This is a genomic window from Chloroflexus sp. (assembly GCF_049970315.1).
In the GTDB taxonomy this organism is placed as follows: Bacteria; Chloroflexota; Chloroflexia; order Chloroflexales; family Chloroflexaceae; genus Chloroflexus.
The window spans coordinates 15,602-33,674 of the sequence record NZ_JBMFNE010000026.1 but is presented as its reverse complement, the minus strand read 5'-3'; the positions used below and the strand labels follow the sequence as shown (position 1 = coordinate 33,674).

The window sequence follows — 18,073 nt, the reverse complement described above, 5'->3', positions numbered from 1 at the left end:
CGTTGTCGATTGGCTTACTTCAGATTATCGGGAATCTGCACCCCTTGTTCGGTCCAGAACTTGACTGCACCGGGATGCAGTTTATTGGCAATACCGGTAATACCTATTTCCAGTCCCATCTCCTTAGCCGAAGGATGCGCCTCGCGCAGCCGATCCAACCCGCCTTCGAGATAGACTGCTTTCAGCGCCCGATAGACGATGTCTTCCGGTACATCGGCATTGGCCACCCACAACGCTGTATCTTGGAAACTCGGCACGTCATTAGGAACACCATCATACGCGCCACCGGTCAGCATACGTTGCGAGTAGAAGGGATACTGCTGGAAGAAACCACCTTCCACACCCGGCGTGTAGATATCGATCAATTTGATCTTGGTTGCTGCCGCTGCCTCACGCACCGAAGCGTTGGGGAAGCCAGCCAGCACCCAGAACCCATCCAGTTGGCCGTCAGCCATGGCCGCGGCTGCCTGCGAATAGCCGAGGTATTCGATCTTGATCTTGTCAAACAAACCGAGCGCTTTGAAATAGCGTTCAGCACTCAAGGCGGCTCCCGAACCGGCATTACCGAGCGCAATCCGCTTGCCGACGAGATCGTTCACCGAGTTAATGCCACTGGCTTCCGATACCACCAAATGAGCGACACCGCCATACAGTGGTGCTACCGGCATCACCTTATCGTAGACAGTTGGATCGTCGGGTAACTGGCCAAGTGCACCGAGAGCTACATCTCCTGAATAGACGATCCCAAACTGGCGATCACCTGCATTTACCGAGCGTAAATTCTCGGCTGAACCACCGGTGCCTTCTGCCGTAATATCAACACCGGGCACTTTCTCTTTAATAATCAGCGAAAGTACGTCGGCATACACTTGAAACACGCCACCTACCGGTCCGCCACCGAAGGCATAGCGAAGAGTCTGTGCAGGAGCAGGTGCCGCAGCAGTGGCTTGTGTCTGCTCGATAGGCGCTGCGGTTGGTGCAGTGGTTGTCGATGAGGTACCACACGCACTCACCAGCAACACCACGAGTAGCAGTCCGATCACGCGCATAGTAGAAACCACGTCGTTTCCTCCTTTGCTTGTAATCAACGAGCGAGCTGATGTCAGATAAAATGGATTATAACTGATATGAAAACCATTGTGGGGAAGAATTTGACAATGATAAAGGGTATGGTATGACAATCATTAAGGGACACGCGCCGTTCCGCCAAACAATCACCGATGGTATGACGATTGCCGGTGCGATTGGCGGTAGTGGGCCGCCACTGCTGCTCTTGCACGGTTACCCACAAACCCATGCCATGTGGCATGCGATTGCACCGGCATTGGCAGAATCGTTTACCGTCGTTGCAGCCGATCTGCGTGGCTACGGCGATAGCGATAAGCCGGTTGATGATCCGGCACATCTCACCTACAGCAAGCGAGCGATGGCGGCGGATATGGTGGAGTTAATGGAACGGTTGGGTTTTCTCCACTTTGCCGTCGTTGGTCACGACCGCGGGGCACGAGTAACGCATCGGATGTGTCTCGATCATCCCGATCGCATTATGCGCGCTGCCGTGCTCGATATTGTACCGACGCATCATATGTACCTGACTGCCGACCGCGAATTTGCCACTGCCTACTACCATTGGTTCTTTCTCATCCAACCTGCACCGCTCCCCGAACGGCTGATCGGTGCCGATCCCGAGTTCTGGTTGCGGAGTAAGCTGGCACACTGGGGCCGCGCACCGACTGCCTTCACTGCGACGGCTGTCGCTGAATACCTGCGCTGTTTTCGTAATCCGGCCACCATCGCTGCCAGTTGTGCCGATTACCGGGCGGCAGCCAGCATCGATCTCACGCACGATGACGAAGATGTCCGCGCCGGACGCAAGGTAAGGTGTCCGTTGTTGGTGCTCTGGGGAGCCGATGGCTTTGTCGGTCGAAAATACAATGTGCTTGAGGTATGGCGCCAATATGCCGTCGATGTGCAGGGTCACAGTGTCCCCGGTGGGCATTTTCTGCCTGAAGAGGCACCGGCAGAAACCCTCGCCGCGCTCCAGTCATTTTTGGCCGAGTAGCAATCAGCAGTAGCGAACGATTACGGAACATTCAGCAAATCAAGTATTCGGTGCACAATCGCTGTATCAACCTCATCGAGGCCATAGGTCAAGCGCTGCCGGCGACGCTCACCCTGCCAGATCTGACGCACAGCTTTACGAATGCGCCAGCCCTTACGTTCAAGATCATCCAACGCACGCTCGACATCAGGTCGCTCGCTCTCATCACCGCGTGCCACCGCCACAATTGCTTGTAACAATGGTTCAAACTGTTGCACAGCGTGGGTTGCATCTTCTGCACTCTCGGCGAGACTGATCAGGCCAATGGCAGACAAACGGTCGATGACCATTTGTTGCTGATCGGGTGGCAGCGTATTAATGGCAAATTGCAGCAGTGCGCCATCTCCTTGCTCGAGCGCCTGGCGCACTGCCAGGGGCAGACTAGCAAGAAACTCCGGTGTCAGATCGGCGGCGATATCTTCGGCCGCAGCACGATGACGCTCGGCGAAATCGGCCAATCCCAAATCGGCAAAGATCTCGGCGGCGCGCGCAAGGTAGGGGCGGGCCAGATCGGGACGACCCATGCGCCGCAAGGCCCAACCGTAGTTGCCGGTCTGGGCTGCCGCACTATAGTACTCGCCTGCCGCCCAATAGAGCCTGACCGCCTGATTAAGCAAATCGGTTGCTTGTGGCAAGTCGGTAGCGATAAGAGCCTTGCCACGAGCAATCAAAGCATCGGCTTCAGCCTTCAATTGATCAGGATCACTCATTGCACTCCTCGCGTCGTGGTTATGCGCTGTCGGCGCGGTGGACGCTGCGCACCCAGCGTCGCTAGTTTCGCACCGAGCTGCTCTAAACTGACCAAATTATGCACCGGCAGAAAGTCATCAACGAACGGGAGGGCAGCCTGCATCCCCACCGTCAACGGTTCATAGCCGGGTGCCCCGAGGAGTGGATTCAGCCAGATCAGCCGATGGCACGAGCGTTGTAACCGATCCATCTCACGTGCCAGCAGCTCAGGATCGCCACGATCCCAGCCATCGCTGATCAACACCACCACCGGGCTACGTCCAAGTACCCGTCGGCCCCAGCGAAAATTGAACTCCTTAATAGCTTCGCCAATGCGTGTACCACCGCTCCAATCGACCACGTGCTTGCTCACCGCATCGATCGCATCATCAATATCCTTGTGGCGTAACTGACGAGTAATGCGAGTCAGCCGTGTCCCGAACACGAACGTTTCAACATCGCCTAAACCGGCCGAGATGGCATGCGCGAACTGAAGTAGAATGCGCGAGTAGCGTTCCATACTGCCCGAGATGTCGCAGATCAACACCAGTGGACGCGGCTCAGTACGAATATCATGCCACGATAATGTCAGCGGCTCACCGCCAAAGCGCCAGCTCTGACGCAGGGTACGGCGCATGTCAAGCAAGCGACCAGCGCGGGCTGGGCGACGACGCCGGGTACGGCGCGGTTGAATCCGCCATTCCATTCGCCGGATCAGCTCTTTGCAGGCTTGTACCTCTTCCCACGTACACTGCGCAAAGTCTTTGGTACGCAACGCCTCATCCCGACTAAAGGTAAGTTGGATCTCGATCTCTTCCCGTTCTTGACCCTCCGCTGCATCGGCATCATCGGCGACGGGTTGGCGGCGTGGTAAACGAAGCTGACGACGCGGAATCTTAACCTGCGGGAGCAGCATCTGCATCATCTCTCGTTCGAGATCGATGCCGAGCGCTTTTTTCCAAAAAAACTCGAAGGCTGCGTCGAATAGCGGCAAATCTTCGCGGCGCAGCACCAGCATGCAGCGCATTGTAGCCCGCAAATCTTCGCGATGGAGCAAACCGACGTGCTCGATAGCTTCGATTAGCTCGACGATCTGGCCGGGGCTGACCGGGATGCCCATTTCACGCAGCAGATAGCCAAAGCTGACAATGTGTCCGAGTAGGTTACCGCCGGAGGTAGAGGACGTTTGGATCATAGCCGTTGTTCTTGGTTAGCCAATAGCCTGCGTGAGTAATTGTAGCACAGACCCAACAGCGTCGGATGCTAACGCAAAGACGCAAAGATCACCAAGGTGGGGCCGGCCCCAGCGTGGCGCCGTTGGTGGTTGTCGTGTTTCTGTAACGCAAAGACGCAAAGACGCAAAGACGCAAAGACGCAAAGACGCAAAGACGCAAAGAGCGCCAAGGTGGGGCCGGCGGGTGGTGACCCATCCACACAGGCGGAACTATTGGCGATACGTACCGATAGATTGTATAATCAAGCTATGTTGATAAGATCTATCCCGTTACCGTCATGACAACATGGCACGTTCAACTTCTTGGCGGTTTCGACGTTCGGCGCAATGGTGTCTCACTCAATGGGGCATTCCAAACCGACAGTGCACGAATTCTCTTTGCGTGGCTGTGTTTTCACCAAAAGCAAGCCGTTCGCCGTGAAACCCTCGCTACGTTGCTCTGGTCAGACAAGCCGCAGAGCGCTGCGCAAAATGCGTTGCGCGTTACGCTCAGCCGCATCCGGCAGGCCATAGGTTCAACCCTAAACACGCTGATTACCGATCCTGCTACCGTCACTCTCAACCTCTCCAGCGACTGGCACATTGATGCACTAGAGTTTCTCCAGACCGTCACAACGGTTCGCAACCATCCTCACCGCTCTGCCGCCGGCTGCCCAATCTGTCAAGCGCATCTGCACCGAGCTGCTATGCTCTACCGAGGTGCATTACTGGCCGGAATGACCCCTGAAAGTGAACCGTTGCTCGCATGGATAACCCATCAAAGTGAAACGATGCATCGAGCCGCCATCGAGGTGGATGGACATCTGGCCGAATATGCCCTACGTGTAGGTGATTGGAGGGCTGCGCAGGACTACGCTGGCCGGCAATTACAGCTTGAACCATGGTGTGAAGCGGCACATCGTCAACTGATGGTTGCCCTCGCCCGTCAAGGGAAGCGCACGGCGGCGCTAGCACAGTATCAGAACTGCTGCAATCTTTTGCAACACGAATTCGGCATCGAACCAGAGGACGAGACCAAACAGCTCGCGGAATCCATTCGTACCGGCCAACTCGCTCATTTTATTGAGCCGATTCTACCGTCACAACACCAAGCCGATGCTATCAATCGATTGCCACTCATCGGACGAGAACGGGAGGTCGCCACCCTGATCGACTGGCTGAATCAAGCCGGTCTCCAACTGATCACCATTATTGGGGCCGGTGGGATCGGCAAAACCCGACTGGCACTGCGGGCCGCCCATCTGATGCAGTATGCATTTCGCGATGGCGCACGATATATCTTTTTGCATCCAGAGGATGGTGCGGAGATGACCAACAACGATGCAACCGCGTCATTGGCCCGCGCTATCGCCACTGCCTGTCATATCGAAGTCAATGACCATTATCCGCTGCCGGTGCAGATCATTGCTGCATTACAATCACGCGCCTATCTGCTGGTCTGCGACAGTTTCGAGCACGTCGCCGCTGCCAATTTATTTATCAACGAACTGCTCACTGCCGCACCCGACTGCGTCGTGTTGGTGACATCCCGCCAGCCGCTGCACCTACGCCGCGAGCAGATACTTAAGCTCGGGCCACTTTCTACCAAAACTACTACGGCAGAACCGAGTCCGAGTGCGCAGATGTTTATCGCATTAGCCCAACGCAGCGGCGTCACCGGCGAAGGTCAGTTGGCGCTAGCCGATATTGAACATATCTGCGCCGATCTCGATGGGATGCCGTTGGGAATTGAGCTAGCCGCGGCTGCGCTGCACACCATGAATTTGCCCGAATTGCGGCAAACAATGCAGCAGCGCATCAAGATGCTGCACAACCCTCTCGCCGATGCAGCGGCGCGTCACCGCAGCCTCTCTGCAATCCTGGCTTCGACATGGCAAACCTTGACGGCAACCAGTCGGCAGGCACTGGCGATGTTGAGTGTAGTGCATGCGCCATGCCCGCTGGCAGCAGCACAAGCGATTATCGGTAGCGAGGAGGCATTAGTCGAACTATTCGATCTCGCCTTGGCCCGTCGGCTCGATGATGGAACGGTGTGGCTCCACGAGCATGTGCGCCAATGGGCCGGCGAACGGCTGCTGAGCAATTTTGATTCCACCATTGCAGATATAGCCCACCATCGCCACGCTGAATGGTTTCTGGATTGGCTGGCCGGTGCATATCACGCTATGCAAGGCGCCGATAGCTTTGTCATCCGTGAGCGACTCCTCGCCAGCTCGAAGGACATTGAAGCCGCATGGTACTGGGCGTTAACCCATGGGGCGTGGGATCGAGTCAGCGCTGCCGTGCCCGCCTACGAAGCTCTGTTTTACCTCAGTGGACGGTTCTTTGATGGTCTTGAGCGATTTCAGCAGAGTCTGGCTTATGTCAGTCAGCCTGACCAACCGGAAACCAAGTGGCTACGAGTGAGATTGCTGATCGGTCAAGCGACTTTGCAACGCTTACGCACCAGTGGACAGGCTAGCGAGGCGATGCTTCAGGAAGCAGTTACCCTGGCCGAGCAATTGGCCGACCGACAACTCCTGGCGAACGCACTCTTACGGCTTGGCACGCTCCAGAGCACCGGAAGATATAACGCCAGCGGTCGTGCCACACTCGACCGCCTCCGTAAAGTGCTCGATCAGCAGATTACTATGCCGCTGAACGAACTGTACGTGATGGAAAGCGCATACTGGCGGCTGATGAGTTGGCTTGAACTTCACGCTGGCCGGAACGAGATGGCCATCGCGTATGCCCAGCAGGCGCGGGAACTGGCCGAACAAGCTCATCAGTACGTCATGATCGCTCATTGCTACGAGTCCCTCAGCGCGGTCTTCAGTACGATAGGCAATTTTGCCGACTCCGAGCACTATCTACAACAGGCACTGACCATCTATCAGCAGCTTCGTTTGACGTATCATCAAACCAATGTGCTTGATTTACTGGCGCAAAACGCTGATGCACGTGGCGATTATGAACAAGCTCAACGCTACTATTGGCAAGAATTGGTGCTGGCACGTGAATGCGGTAATCTTGATGCTGAATTAGTAGCGCACATCAATCTCGGTATTTCTTACGACCAGATGGGACACTACGAACAAGCACTCACCCACACGCAGATTGCAATGGCGCTTTGCGACAAAGTGGGTAATACCAAACATCACACGGTGATACTGGCCAATTTAAGCTTGCACGCGCACCACAACCATCGCCATGAGCTAGCTCTTGCCTACGCACGCAGCGCCACCGAACAAGCCGTACATCTTCCCGATCTGCGAGCTTACGGGTACGATTTTCAAGGTCATGCCTTACTTGCGCTGGGCCGTCTCGATGAGGCTGAGCAGGCCTACCATCAAGCCAAAACGATTCGCCAACAGATCAACTACCCTGTACTCGTGCTCGAATCGCAGGCGGGTCTGACCCGTGTCGCGCTAACCCGCAACGATGCCGCAGAGGCATTACGCCGCGCTACACCGATTGTCGAACACCTGCTGGCCGGCGGCCATCTCTACGGTGCTGAAGAGACACTCCGGATCTATTGGACGGCGTATCAGGCACTCGTGGCTAATCACGACCCGCGGGCTGAGGCTGTTCTCGAGCTAGCACGCAACGTGGTGCGTGAACGGGCCAACCGGTTAAGCGATCAGACCAACCGTACAATCTTTTTGAACGCTGAGTTCAACCGTCTGATCATGACTGCCGGCTAAATAGCGACGGCACATCATCCGACGGCAGCCTGATCAGAACATATCACCGCCTTGACATCTAGCTCGTTTGTGCTCATCGGTATGAGCCGGCTTGACCGATCAAGGAATATGCGTTCGGGGTCGCACCGCCGTGCAATTGCGTCTTTGCGCCCTCTGCGTCTTTGCGCCCTCTGCGTCTTTGCGCCCTCTGCGTCTTTGCGCCCTCTGCGTCTTTGCGTTACCGTCCTTTGCGTTACCGTGTCTCCACCACATCCACCACCATTCCCAACGCACGCCCATCAGGGGCCGACCAAGGCACTACTCGTAGCTCAATTTCGCGCAACCCTTCGCCCATTGTCACTGGCGGCAAGGAGACGATCAGCCAGCGCCATTCAATACCGAGCCGAAACACCTGACAGTTGCCTTCGACACAGATGTGACCCTTCACCGGCGCATCGGGGCGTAGGGCCGCCACCCGTAGCCGTACCATCCGCACAGTCGCCGGGAGCCGGATGCGCGCGACCGCTCCCGTCCAGCGTGCTGATGAACCGGCTAACGATTCGGCTGGATAGAAGCCATGCAGGTAGCCGAAGTCCAGCCCGCCGCCGACATCAATCACCGGTTGCGCCACCGGGCTAGTCTCGCGCCATGCGAGATCGAGTAAGGTTTGTTCACTGACGTATTGCGGACGGTAGCTTTGCCGTGCTGCACTCTCATCACCCCGTTCACGCAAGATGTCGCCGAGATGGACGTAGGGCAACGGATAGAGGATGTTGCTGCGCACGGCGGCTCGATAGGCAGCGATAGCGCCATCACTGTCACCCTGCGCACGTAAGACATGCCCAAGAGCTAGATAGCCGTCGGGGGTTGGTTGCACTGCTAATGCTTGCCGGTACGCCGCAATCGCCCGTGACAGATCACCGGTGGCACGGGCGAGATCGCCTTGGAGACGCCATACGCTGCGCCCGGCACCGTGCCAAGCGTATTCCCAGTGATAAGCAATGAGGATCGACAGACCAACGATAGCGGCAACGACCAAGCTTCCAGCCAATGCAGGCCGGGACAAGCGGCGCAGGTTGGGCAGTACCAGCCACGCCCGTGCCGCGTAGGGAATGAGCGCGCAAAAGATGAAGTGGCGGTACCTTCCTTCGCCGTGGGTGACCAACGATACCGCAATGAAATAGCTAAGCCAAAGCACGAACAAGATGGCCGGTGCTCGTTTACGGATTGCCGCATAGACCATCGCCGCAACTCCCCCCACTGCGATACATCCGTAGAGCAGATCATCGAACATCAGGGCAGTGAGGAAGAGCAATGGTGGTGGATCGGCGCGGTAGTCTGTGAGCAGAAAGCGGTCTTGAATAGCTTTGACACGCCAAATCGCCAGCCAATTCGGCCACAGCTTACGCAGCATAATCGCCGGGTCTTCGCGTAACCGCTCAAGCCCACGCGCAGTCGCATAAGCTGCCCGCTCTGATGGGTCGGGAATCTGTTCGAGGACCCGAAAGATGGTTGCCATATCCTCACGTGGCTCGTTGAATGCCCACAGGTTGTACGAGAGACCGGTCTCGATCAGAATGCAACTACGGTAACTGAGGCAGTTGCGGATTGTCCACGGCGCAACCACGGCAAGGGCGGTGATGGCAAAGATGACCCCGATCAGGATGGTGGCCGGGCGACGCAATAGGGTATGCCAATGCCCGGCAGCGACTACCCCAATCCATCCAACGACGACGAGTGTGAAGTAGAGCGGCATTGAGCGGGTCAGGAGGGCTAAACCCCACAGCCCACCGGCGACGAAGATGCGCCAGTCGGGCCACCGTGCGCCACGCTGTCGCCACGCTAAGAGGAGCCACAGCGCTGCGCTGAAGAGAGTGGTGAAGAGGGTTTCGCTCATGTATAGCGCGGCAAAGGTGGCATTCGTGAGCAGGATCGCGGTAATGAAAGCGGCCAGACGATGAACGACTGGGTTGAGGGTATCACCAATTGCCTGGGAGAGACGGTAGACGAGGTAGACGTTGAGCACACTTAGCGCAATGTTGGGAAGTGCGGCTAACCATACGTCACCACCGGCCAGCCAGAGCGATCCGGCTAGCCAGAGCGGGTAGAGCGGTGCCCGTAACCAGTGGTAACGTTCGTAGAAGCTCCATCCCTTCCCGCTTAACAGATCACGAGCCACGGTGAGATACTCGACCTCATCGTTAGCCGGCAAGTGAAGTGGTTGCAACCAGAGCGCGATGCGAATCAGCGCCGCCAGTACCAGAATCCCGATAATCCACCGAGTGTCACGTTTCATAGGGTAACTGAGAAGGTTGTATAATCGAACGTCCCTTATCGCGGTCTAACGCACTACAACCTGCCGCACCTGCACGCCTAGCCGACGACCATCAGGACTTGCCGGATCGTAGGTGCGCGGCCAGAAGGTTGGTGATGTGATCGATACCACGACCGTGCGCGGTTGATCGCGCGAAACGAGCGGTATGGTGACCGTCTGCCAATCCGCTCCTACCACAAACGGATATTGTGCGCCGTTGGTGAAGGTGATCCACATCCGCACCGGCTTGCCGTCAGGTCGGCCACTGCGCACCGTCAGGGCGATGGTCTCCGCGCCGGTCGGTACTGTCAACCGAACCTGTGCCCACCCGCCTGTCCAGCGCCAACCGTGTTCATTGGCAGCGGGTTGGTGCATACCGCGGATGAAACCGAGATCAAGCCCGTCACCAAGATTCAAGACTGTCGGTGGCGGCGTGACACTCCGTTCCCAGAGCCATGTCGCCAAATCCTCGCGTGAAGTGGTGGCAAAGGCAGTTAACTCAGCACGAGCCGTGATCAGATCACCTTGTTGCCGCAAGAGATCGCCGCGGAGTAAGTGTGGATAGGGATGGGATGGTAACACCGCGATTGCCTCATCGAGCCAGCGTAAAGCGGTTGGTTGGTCGCCGTCAAGCAGAGCGGCCCGCGCGAGGGCTACTCTCGCCAAGACCGACTGCTGATCGCGATAGAGTGCCTGTTGCGCCGCAGCAATCGCAGTCCGCGAGTCACCCCGTTCTAACGCTTGTTCCGCCTGTCGGAGTAACCAATGCTTGGCGGCTAACTGCCATCCGAGCCAGGGGTAGGGGGCATGCCAGAGGGTGATTGCCAGCGCCAGTATGGGCATCAGCAAGGCTACCGGCTGTGATCGGGGCAACATGCGCGACGGTATCGGCCATTGCGCCGCCCCGACCATCCCGCTGTAAGCCAGCAATACCGGATAGAGCGGTAAGCGATAACGCAGTTCGACATGAAAGATTAAGGTGGTGAGCAGGACATATGCTGCCCACGTGCCCAGCAGCCAACGCGGATCGGCGAAGATGCGCCACAGTGAGCGCCAGAAACCCTCTGGAGTGGCCGAAGTAGGTTGCCAGCATCGCACCAACCCGTAGCTGCCGGTCAGTAGCATGAGTACCCATATTCCATCCCCCAACACCAACCGCGCCACCATCTCTCCGGGCGATACCCAAATTGCCGGACGCGCCCGCATGTCGTCAACCTGTTCGAGTGCAAAGAAGAGGCGCAGCTCGCGGCTCATTTTGGCGATGAACCGGCCTGGATCGGCGGTAATGACCGCGATCCCGCGCTCGGTGGCAAGACGCTGCCGCAGTAGTCGGTCTTCGCCGAGTGCGTAGAGCTGTGCTTTTACCGCTTCACGCCCAGCAGGGTCGTTATCGAGCCACAGATTTTCTGCTCCGGTGGTGTCGATGAGGATCACGCCGCCATACGTCAGCGTGTTGCGTACCGTCCAAGGCCCGATCATCAGCGCACATCCGAGCAAAAGCAGTGCTGCTTGACCAAATCCACGGCGCACGTGCTCGGCACGTATGGCGTTGACCAACCACCAGCCCATTGTTAGTGGCAACAGCGGCAACGCTACCGAGCGAAGCAGGCAGAGCGCACCGAGGATCAGACCGGCGATCAGCGCCAAACGGTAAGACAGAGCTGGCCGGAGCACTAGCCAGAATAGGAGACTCAAGCCGGCCAAAAAGAGGGTCTCGGTCAATAATTCGGTGGCGTTGGCCGCCAGCGTATAGTTGAAGGCGGCCAGCAATCCGGCCAGCAGCCCGGCCCGGCGGGCAAACGCGGGTGGCATCTGCGGCGCACTACGCTGAGCGAGCGTCCGCGCTAGCAGCGCGATCAGGGGCACAGTCAATGTACTGATCAGCGCCTGTACTAACCGCAAGTTTTGCACCAACGAGTCGACGACCACAATCGTTGCGGCGAGGAAGAGCGGGTAGAGTGGTGGCCGCATCAGACGCAACTCGACGTAGCGCCGCTCTTGCAACAAGGTGATGGCCTGCGCCAGGTATTCAGCTTCATCGCCGCCCAATGGGTAGAATTCGCGCCAGCGCCAAACGAACAGGCGTATCACCAGCGCCAGCGCTGTGAGTGAGGCTACCGCTACCCACCAGCGACGATCAGGTTGTCGGTCGATGTCCATGCAAGGATTACCATTTCTCTTGATAATCGGCTGTGACTCATCCGAAGACGTTGCCTATAGTCGCCGGCAATGATGACGGGCAATCTATCTGCTCGTCCACAGCCAAGAGCAATCTATCGCGGCCTGCAAATGTACCCTCACCGCACCTCGGCCCAATCAAGCTGAAAAGCTAGAATCCGCACCTGACCCACTTGCGGCCCTTGCCGGCGCACCAGATCGAGCGCATCGGGCACAAAGCCGGGGCTGAGTAGCGTGATTACGTACTCGTCACCGGCCGGCAACGCCGGTAGCGGCAGACAATACTCGTACAAGGAACGATTGGGTATGAACGTACCCACTGTCATCTCACCGATCATCACCTGCACGGTTGGTAACGGCAGATCGAGTGGCCAGTTCGCCGCTGCGCGTAAGCAAAGTTGGCGGGGCTGACCGGTAGCCGCTGCCGGAAAGCGTAATCGGCTCGTCTCGCTCGCCCACCGCACCGTTGCACCGAGCACCGGATCGTATTCACCTAGAAAGAAACCATCGATGTAGCCAAGATCGTTATCATCGGCCAGATCGATCCGGTCGCCGGGCAAGCGGGGTGGATGCAACCAGCGCCACGCCCACGCCGTCGGGTTCCAGTCATCGACCAAAGTCAGGCCGAGCCACTGCCGTGCGCCGGCCAAATCACCCATCTGGCGCAATAACTCGCCGCGTATAATCGCAGCTTGCCATGGGTAGAGTGGCTGACGCCGATCTAAGAGTTCCAATCCCCGCTCAGGCTGCCCAAGGCGAGCCGCCAACAACGGCTCGGCTACGGCTCGTGCATACGCCGGCACCGCCGGATCGGTCAGCGCTTGCGTCCACGCCGTTAGATCATTGTGAGCAACCGCTGCCTCCAAGCGGGATACTGCTTCATACTGTGGACGGCGTTGCCACGCGATCTGCGCCGCTGCTATCGCCGATGGGTATGGGCCAAAATACGACGCCCAGCGTGAGGGTGCGTCCGGTAACCGAGGTTCAAGGTAGGCATACGGCGTAGCGGCAACCAACCACAAGACAAGCGCTAACACCGCGTACAATTGCGTTTGCCGGCTTTTTAACCATTGTCGCCACTGCGGGAGCGCCGCCCACGCGAATGCGGCCAAGATAAAGAGGAATGGGAGCAAGGGGGTGCGAAAGCGGTTGATTGCAAATAACAGCGGGGCAGCAGCCAGATTATAGAGTAGCCACAGCCCGATTAAGCCCAGTAATGGCCCGCCGGTATTGGTCCGGCGTACCACCGCCCATCCCAACACTGCCAGTGGCAGAGTGATGATGTAGAGCGTGTCATCGAGCAACAGCATCGCTAGCGTATACCAGCGTGGTAACCGCCCTAACGCAAAGCCTTCGGCGAGGCGTTCATCGCCACTAAAGTTGATTTGAAACAGATCAACTAATTCGATCAGGGTCTTTCTAACAAATGCTGCCGGCTTTGCCCGGATCAGACACCACCCTTCGGCACTGAGCAGTTGTTGCCGTTCGGCTTGCGTGATCGCGGTGACCGGTCTCGCCAATGCGGCGCTGAGGCGTGGATCGCCGGTTTGGGCGAGACACGAACCGGCGCTCAGCGTGGCGCGCGTTGCGTCATCGAGTGACGGATCGAGCAGGGCCAAGGTAAAGTTGCGCGTGGGCGCATCGCTCCGACCACCGTCGTAAGCGGTACGTCCACCCAGTGCCAGATTGTACGCACCGGTAGTATCGATCACGATCAAGCCGCCATACGTGCGCGAGGCGTAGAGTGCCCACGGCCCAATGAGGATACTTGCTGCTAGCAGTGGCAGTAGCGCTCCTATGAATCGTTCACGCCAGTTGCCGCCGGCACGCCAGCCGATCCAGAGCGCAGCCAGTGGCAAAAAGCCGAGTAGGAGGCCGCGCGTTAGGGTCGCCAAGCCCAGCAATAGTCCACCAATGAGCACACGCTGTCGACGCTGTGGATCGGCTAAGAAGGAGAACGCTATCAGCAACAAACTGATAAACAGCGTCTCACTCAATAAAAACTGCGGGTACATCACCAGCGGTAACGCGATTGCGCTGAAGAACGCGGCACCACCGGCCACGAGCGGTGTAGCGCCGAGCTTCCGGGAGAGGACATAGACCAACCCCACGTTCAGGAGGCTTAGCAAGGTTTGACTGACAAAGATCGGCGCAAGGTTCCGACCGAACAGTACGATATGTGCTGCTAAAAACAGTGGATAGAGCGGTGCCCGCGTCCAGAGATAGCCGCTATGCCACGCAAAACCACGTCCGTGGGCCAGCCAATCGGCAGCAGCCAGATACTCAGCTTCGTCGGAGATCAAACCGAGCCGTGGCAGATTGCCCCACAGTGCTACCCGGAGGGCAATACCAATCAGGATTGCCACCAGCAACGGCCAGTGTCGAGTATAGCGATTATCGTGAAAGATACGCACGTTGATGATGCCACACGTCTGCAACTATCTTGTACCGAGATGAAACTCCGAGCTGCGATAGGGAAGTTCGGAAAGCGCGTCGGTATCACCCCGTCCCCCCTCATCATCGCCGATAATCTCAATCGTTGCCAACCAAAGCCGACCCACCCCAAGCGCACCATCACCGCGCACCGACAAACGTCCTTCCGGTGATGGATCGGTCGGTCGGTACCAGCCGATCAGAAGCTGATACTCGCCCGGCGGTAGATCGTGCGGCACATGAACGGCACGGTCGTCACGAGCCGGCTTGCCCGGCAACCATGTGCTCGTCGGTAGGTAGCCGGCTAACGGTTGCCCATCATCACCCGCTACCGGTGGCTGTTCGCAATCGCGGCAGAGATGAATGAACAGACTGTAGTCTTCCGCCAACGGCCGGCGGACATCCCAGAACAGACTCAACGGGATGTTGCCGCCGGCACGGTATACCCCCGGCCCGGCCAGTGTGGTGGCCTTCAGCGTATACCCCAACAGGATCAGATCATCGCCAAATGTCGCCGTCACGGGCGTGGCCGGCTCAATCACCGCACCGGTGATATAGGCTTCCGGTGCTTCCTGGCAAAAGAGGTGGACGCCTTGAAAACGCCAAATCCCGCACGGCCATGTCCGCTGCTCACGGCTAAAAGCCCAGAAATTGCCGACGAGTCCGTACTCATCGCCGGGCAATGGCGGATCAACAGTACGAGCATGGTCTGGCGCAATCACCAAAAAGCTGCGGGTATAGCCGGCTAACGCGACCCGTCGCTCGGCATCCCAATCACGCTGACTATAGCTGGTTTCGCCCATCCAGAAATTGGCGAAGGTTAGGGGCGACGGGGCAGGATCGGCACTCAAGCGCGCCATGTAGTAGTCGTACAACGGTCGTAGATAGCCGGGATGGACGACGACTGCATCATCGGGATGGAGCCGACGGGCCAATTCGGTGATGGCTTCACGGTACTGTTCTTTGACCGGGTCGCCTGAGAAGAGACCGAACCGCGGCTGAAAGAGCGACCAACCACCGGTGATCAGCACTCCGCCGAGAGTCAATGACCCGATCACCGTCGCTAACCGCCAACCCGACCCACCGTCACGCTGTGGCGCCAACCCTAGCGCCAACACCACCACCCACACCGGAAAGATGATCATCAGATAGCGCGCTTCGTAGAGACGGGTGAGTACCAACTGAAGTGCGAAGAGCAACAACGGTACCCCACCCATTATCCCCAAGACCAGTGCCGTCCGATGCGAGATAGTACATACTACAATCAAGCCCAAGACCATCAGCACCAGCCACGGAACGAACCACACCCACGGCACATCGCCCGGCCAACGGTCGAGGCTAAAGCGGGTAAAGGTCAGCCACAACGCTCGTAGCGGATCGGCCGCAATTGACGCACCGCTGGTAGCACGGTCACTACCGATCCCGGCTACCATTGCCGCAATCATCCCCACCCCAATGAGCAGAAGACCGGCCGCGATAAGCCATGCGTAACGGCGTGGACGGCTGAACAGCCATATCAGTGCCGCACTCAAGGTCAATAGTGCCGTTAAACGGTGGATAAAGAAGGCAACAATCGCCAATCCGAACAGCCATCCCCAATCTGCGGTCCGATCGTGCTGCACCGCACGCAATGTCAACCAGAGCATTGCCGCGCTGACCAACAAAACGAGCGCATAGACCTTTGCCTCTTGTGCGTACCATAGGGCAAAAGGCGACCACATACTGATCAGCATTGCCGCCACAGTGACAATAGCGCGCCGCCGGTCGGTGGGCACCGCTGCCCGTGCTGCCAACGCCAGCAGCGGCACACTGAGCGCACCGGCCAGCGCCGAGGGCAGCCGTAATGCCCATTCGCTTGTCCCGGCTACAACCATCCACGCCTTGAGTAAGAGGTGGTAGAGCGGATAGGCCGCATTGGGTCGCACCAAATCAAGCAACAGTACCGACCACGGCTGCATCGCCATAGCCCAACTGTTGCCCTCATCAAGCCAGAGGCTCTGAGCATCAAGCCGGTAGAGGCGGAGAACTAGCGCAGCCAAACCACTGAGGATAAAGAACACCGACCAGCTCCATCTCATTACCCAACCTCCTGCTGATGGTGGAGCAACGCATAGTCGGCGTATGTGCATCGATAGGCGAGACAATCGATCTCCAACTGTACTATCGTCATGCCCAACTCCTACCGCGTACTGCCGCCACAAAGGCTGCTTCGTAGCGAGCCGCGGTATTCGCCCACGTCAATTCTTCGATAATCCGCTGGCGTGCTGCGGCACCTAACCGCTCGGCCAGCGCCCGATCGGCGATCAATCGGCCAATCGCAGCGGCGAGCGCTGCCGGATCACGTTCAGGAACGATCAAGCCATGTACCCCATCGCTGATCACATCAGGTACACCGGCCACCCGCGCAGCCACAATCGGTCGCGCTGCACCCATCGCTTCCAGCAAGACGTTGGGCAGCCCATCCACCCCATCACGGATAATCGGGAGCGCAAACACATCGGCCGCTGCCATCGCCATCGCTGCCCATGCCCGATCAAGCTGGCCGGTAAAGATAACCATCGGTGCAATACCCAAGCGAGCGGCTTGTGCTTCGAGCGCCGGACGCAGATCGCCGTAACCGGCAATCACTAACCGCGCTGTTGGATGCATACGTAACACTGCCGGCCACGCATCGAGTAGAACGCTAAACCCCTTTTTCGCCACCAACCGGCCCAAACCCAACACGAGCGGCGCATCGGCAGGAATGTGCCACACATCCCGAAAACGCTGTGCGGCCGCTGGATCGGGCCGAAACTGTATGGGGTCAACACCATACGGAATGACAAACGTGCGCGCGGGATTGGCCCCCAAACGTACCCCGCGCATACTCAGATCGGCGCTACACGCCGTTACCACTGCCGCCTGTCGGAACACCAAGCCGGCAAACTTCCCCATCACCGGCTGCGTCTCGGCCAGATAGATGTCGCTGCCGTGTAAGCTCACCACCAGCGGCAATTGGGCTGACAGCGCTGCCAAGGCTGCCGGTGGACCGTTGGGCAACACCCAATGCGCTTGTACCAGATCAAACGGCTGACCAACAGCCTGTGCTCGCCGCAATTCCCGTCGCAACGCCCACCACGACGCCGTCAAGGCAAAGGGTGCGGCCAACCATGCCCGTTCACGCACCTGCGTATCGCTCTGCAACGATTGCGCATACCCCCAGATATTCAATGCTGGATGCGGAGCATAACGAAAAAAGCGTAGCTCAATCCCCCGCTCACGCGCATTGCGCCGCAGATCGGGATGCCACGGCGCAATCAGCGTCACCTGATGACCACGAGCCACGATACCGGCTGCAATCTCTTCGATAAACGGAGCGGTAGTCTCGCGCGGGTATTTCGGTAATGAAGAAGCCAACATGAGGATACGCATACGACAATCTG

At 58.1% G+C, this 18,073-nt stretch carries 10 protein-coding genes; 2 read left to right on the top strand and 8 right to left on the bottom strand.

Going from position 1 to position 18,073, the window contains the following annotated elements; all coding sequences use genetic code 11:
- Nucleotides 1-14 precede the first annotated feature (14 nt).
- Complete coding sequence (locus ACP5OT_RS15035; RefSeq protein ID WP_424674807.1) at nucleotides 15-1,061, bottom strand: TAXI family TRAP transporter solute-binding subunit; 1,047 nt, start codon at nucleotides 1,059-1,061, stop codon at nucleotides 15-17.
- Between the two features lie 113 nt (nucleotides 1,062-1,174).
- On the opposite strand from ACP5OT_RS15035, the gene ACP5OT_RS15030 reads away from it, so the two are divergent.
- On the top strand, nucleotides 1,175-2,062 hold the full coding sequence (locus tag ACP5OT_RS15030; RefSeq protein WP_428132588.1) for an alpha/beta fold hydrolase: 888 nt from the start codon (nucleotides 1,175-1,177) through the stop codon (nucleotides 2,060-2,062).
- Nucleotides 2,063-2,082: 20 nt separating this feature from the next.
- Here ACP5OT_RS15030 and ACP5OT_RS15025 read toward each other — a convergent pair whose 3' ends face one another.
- Nucleotides 2,083-2,811: a tetratricopeptide repeat protein gene (locus tag ACP5OT_RS15025; RefSeq protein WP_428132586.1), complete on the bottom strand. Its 729-nt coding sequence runs from the start codon at nucleotides 2,809-2,811 to the stop codon at nucleotides 2,083-2,085.
- The gene (locus ACP5OT_RS15020) at nucleotides 2,808-4,025 is read right to left on the bottom strand and encodes a vWA domain-containing protein (RefSeq protein ID WP_424674810.1); all 1,218 of its coding nucleotides are present in this window, start codon (nucleotides 4,023-4,025) and stop codon (nucleotides 2,808-2,810) included. The genes ACP5OT_RS15025 and ACP5OT_RS15020 overlap by 4 nt, the downstream gene beginning before the upstream one ends.
- Nucleotides 4,026-4,342: 317 nt before the next feature.
- Between ACP5OT_RS15020 and ACP5OT_RS15015 the strand changes: the two genes are divergently transcribed.
- Nucleotides 4,343-7,747, top strand: coding sequence for a BTAD domain-containing putative transcriptional regulator (locus tag ACP5OT_RS15015; protein ID WP_428132583.1), 3,405 nt, complete (start codon nucleotides 4,343-4,345; stop codon nucleotides 7,745-7,747).
- 232 nt (nucleotides 7,748-7,979) lie between these two features.
- Here the strand turns inward: ACP5OT_RS15015 and ACP5OT_RS15010 are convergent, their stop codons facing one another.
- From ACP5OT_RS15010 to ACP5OT_RS14990, 5 genes are all read right to left on the bottom strand, one after another.
- A complete protein-coding gene (locus ACP5OT_RS15010) occupies nucleotides 7,980-10,022 on the bottom strand; it encodes a tetratricopeptide repeat protein (RefSeq protein ID WP_428132581.1) in 2,043 nt (680 codons plus the stop codon).
- Between the two features lie 45 nt (nucleotides 10,023-10,067).
- On the bottom strand, nucleotides 10,068-12,200 hold the full coding sequence (locus tag ACP5OT_RS15005; RefSeq protein ID WP_424674813.1) for a hypothetical protein: 2,133 nt from the start codon (nucleotides 12,198-12,200) through the stop codon (nucleotides 10,068-10,070).
- A 137-nt stretch (nucleotides 12,201-12,337) separates the two neighbouring features.
- On the bottom strand, nucleotides 12,338-14,632 hold the full coding sequence (locus ACP5OT_RS15000; RefSeq protein ID WP_424674814.1) for an ArnT family glycosyltransferase: 2,295 nt from the start codon (nucleotides 14,630-14,632) through the stop codon (nucleotides 12,338-12,340).
- A gap of 24 nt (nucleotides 14,633-14,656) precedes the next feature.
- On the bottom strand, nucleotides 14,657-16,729 hold the full coding sequence (locus ACP5OT_RS14995) for a glycosyltransferase family 39 protein (RefSeq protein WP_424674815.1): 2,073 nt from the start codon (nucleotides 16,727-16,729) through the stop codon (nucleotides 14,657-14,659).
- Nucleotides 16,730-16,817: 88 nt separating this feature from the next.
- Nucleotides 16,818-18,062 (bottom strand): glycosyltransferase, encoded by a 1,245-nt coding sequence (locus ACP5OT_RS14990; protein WP_424674816.1) that lies wholly within the window; start codon nucleotides 18,060-18,062, stop codon nucleotides 16,818-16,820.
- Nucleotides 18,063-18,073 lie beyond the last annotated feature (11 nt).

Bases quoted from the DNA above. Each gene is read 5' to 3' on its own strand.
- ACP5OT_RS15030 (WP_428132588.1), top strand. From the start codon at position 1,175: ATGACAATCATTAAGGGACACGCGCCGTTCCGCCAAACAATCACCGAT.
- ACP5OT_RS15025 (WP_428132586.1), bottom strand. From the start codon at position 2,811: ATGAGTGATCCTGATCAATTGAAGGCTGAAGCCGATGCTTTGATTGCT.
- ACP5OT_RS15020 (WP_424674810.1), bottom strand. From the start codon at position 4,025: ATGATCCAAACGTCCTCTACCTCCGGCGGTAACCTACTCGGACACATT.
- ACP5OT_RS15015 (WP_428132583.1), top strand. From the start codon at position 4,343: ATGACAACATGGCACGTTCAACTTCTTGGCGGTTTCGACGTTCGGCGC.
- ACP5OT_RS15010 (WP_428132581.1), bottom strand. From the start codon at position 10,022: ATGAAACGTGACACTCGGTGGATTATCGGGATTCTGGTACTGGCGGCG.
- ACP5OT_RS15005 (WP_424674813.1), bottom strand. From the start codon at position 12,200: ATGGACATCGACCGACAACCTGATCGTCGCTGGTGGGTAGCGGTAGCC.
- ACP5OT_RS14995 (WP_424674815.1), bottom strand. From the start codon at position 16,729: ATGAGATGGAGCTGGTCGGTGTTCTTTATCCTCAGTGGTTTGGCTGCG.
- ACP5OT_RS14990 (WP_424674816.1), bottom strand. From the start codon at position 18,062: ATGCGTATCCTCATGTTGGCTTCTTCATTACCGAAATACCCGCGCGAG.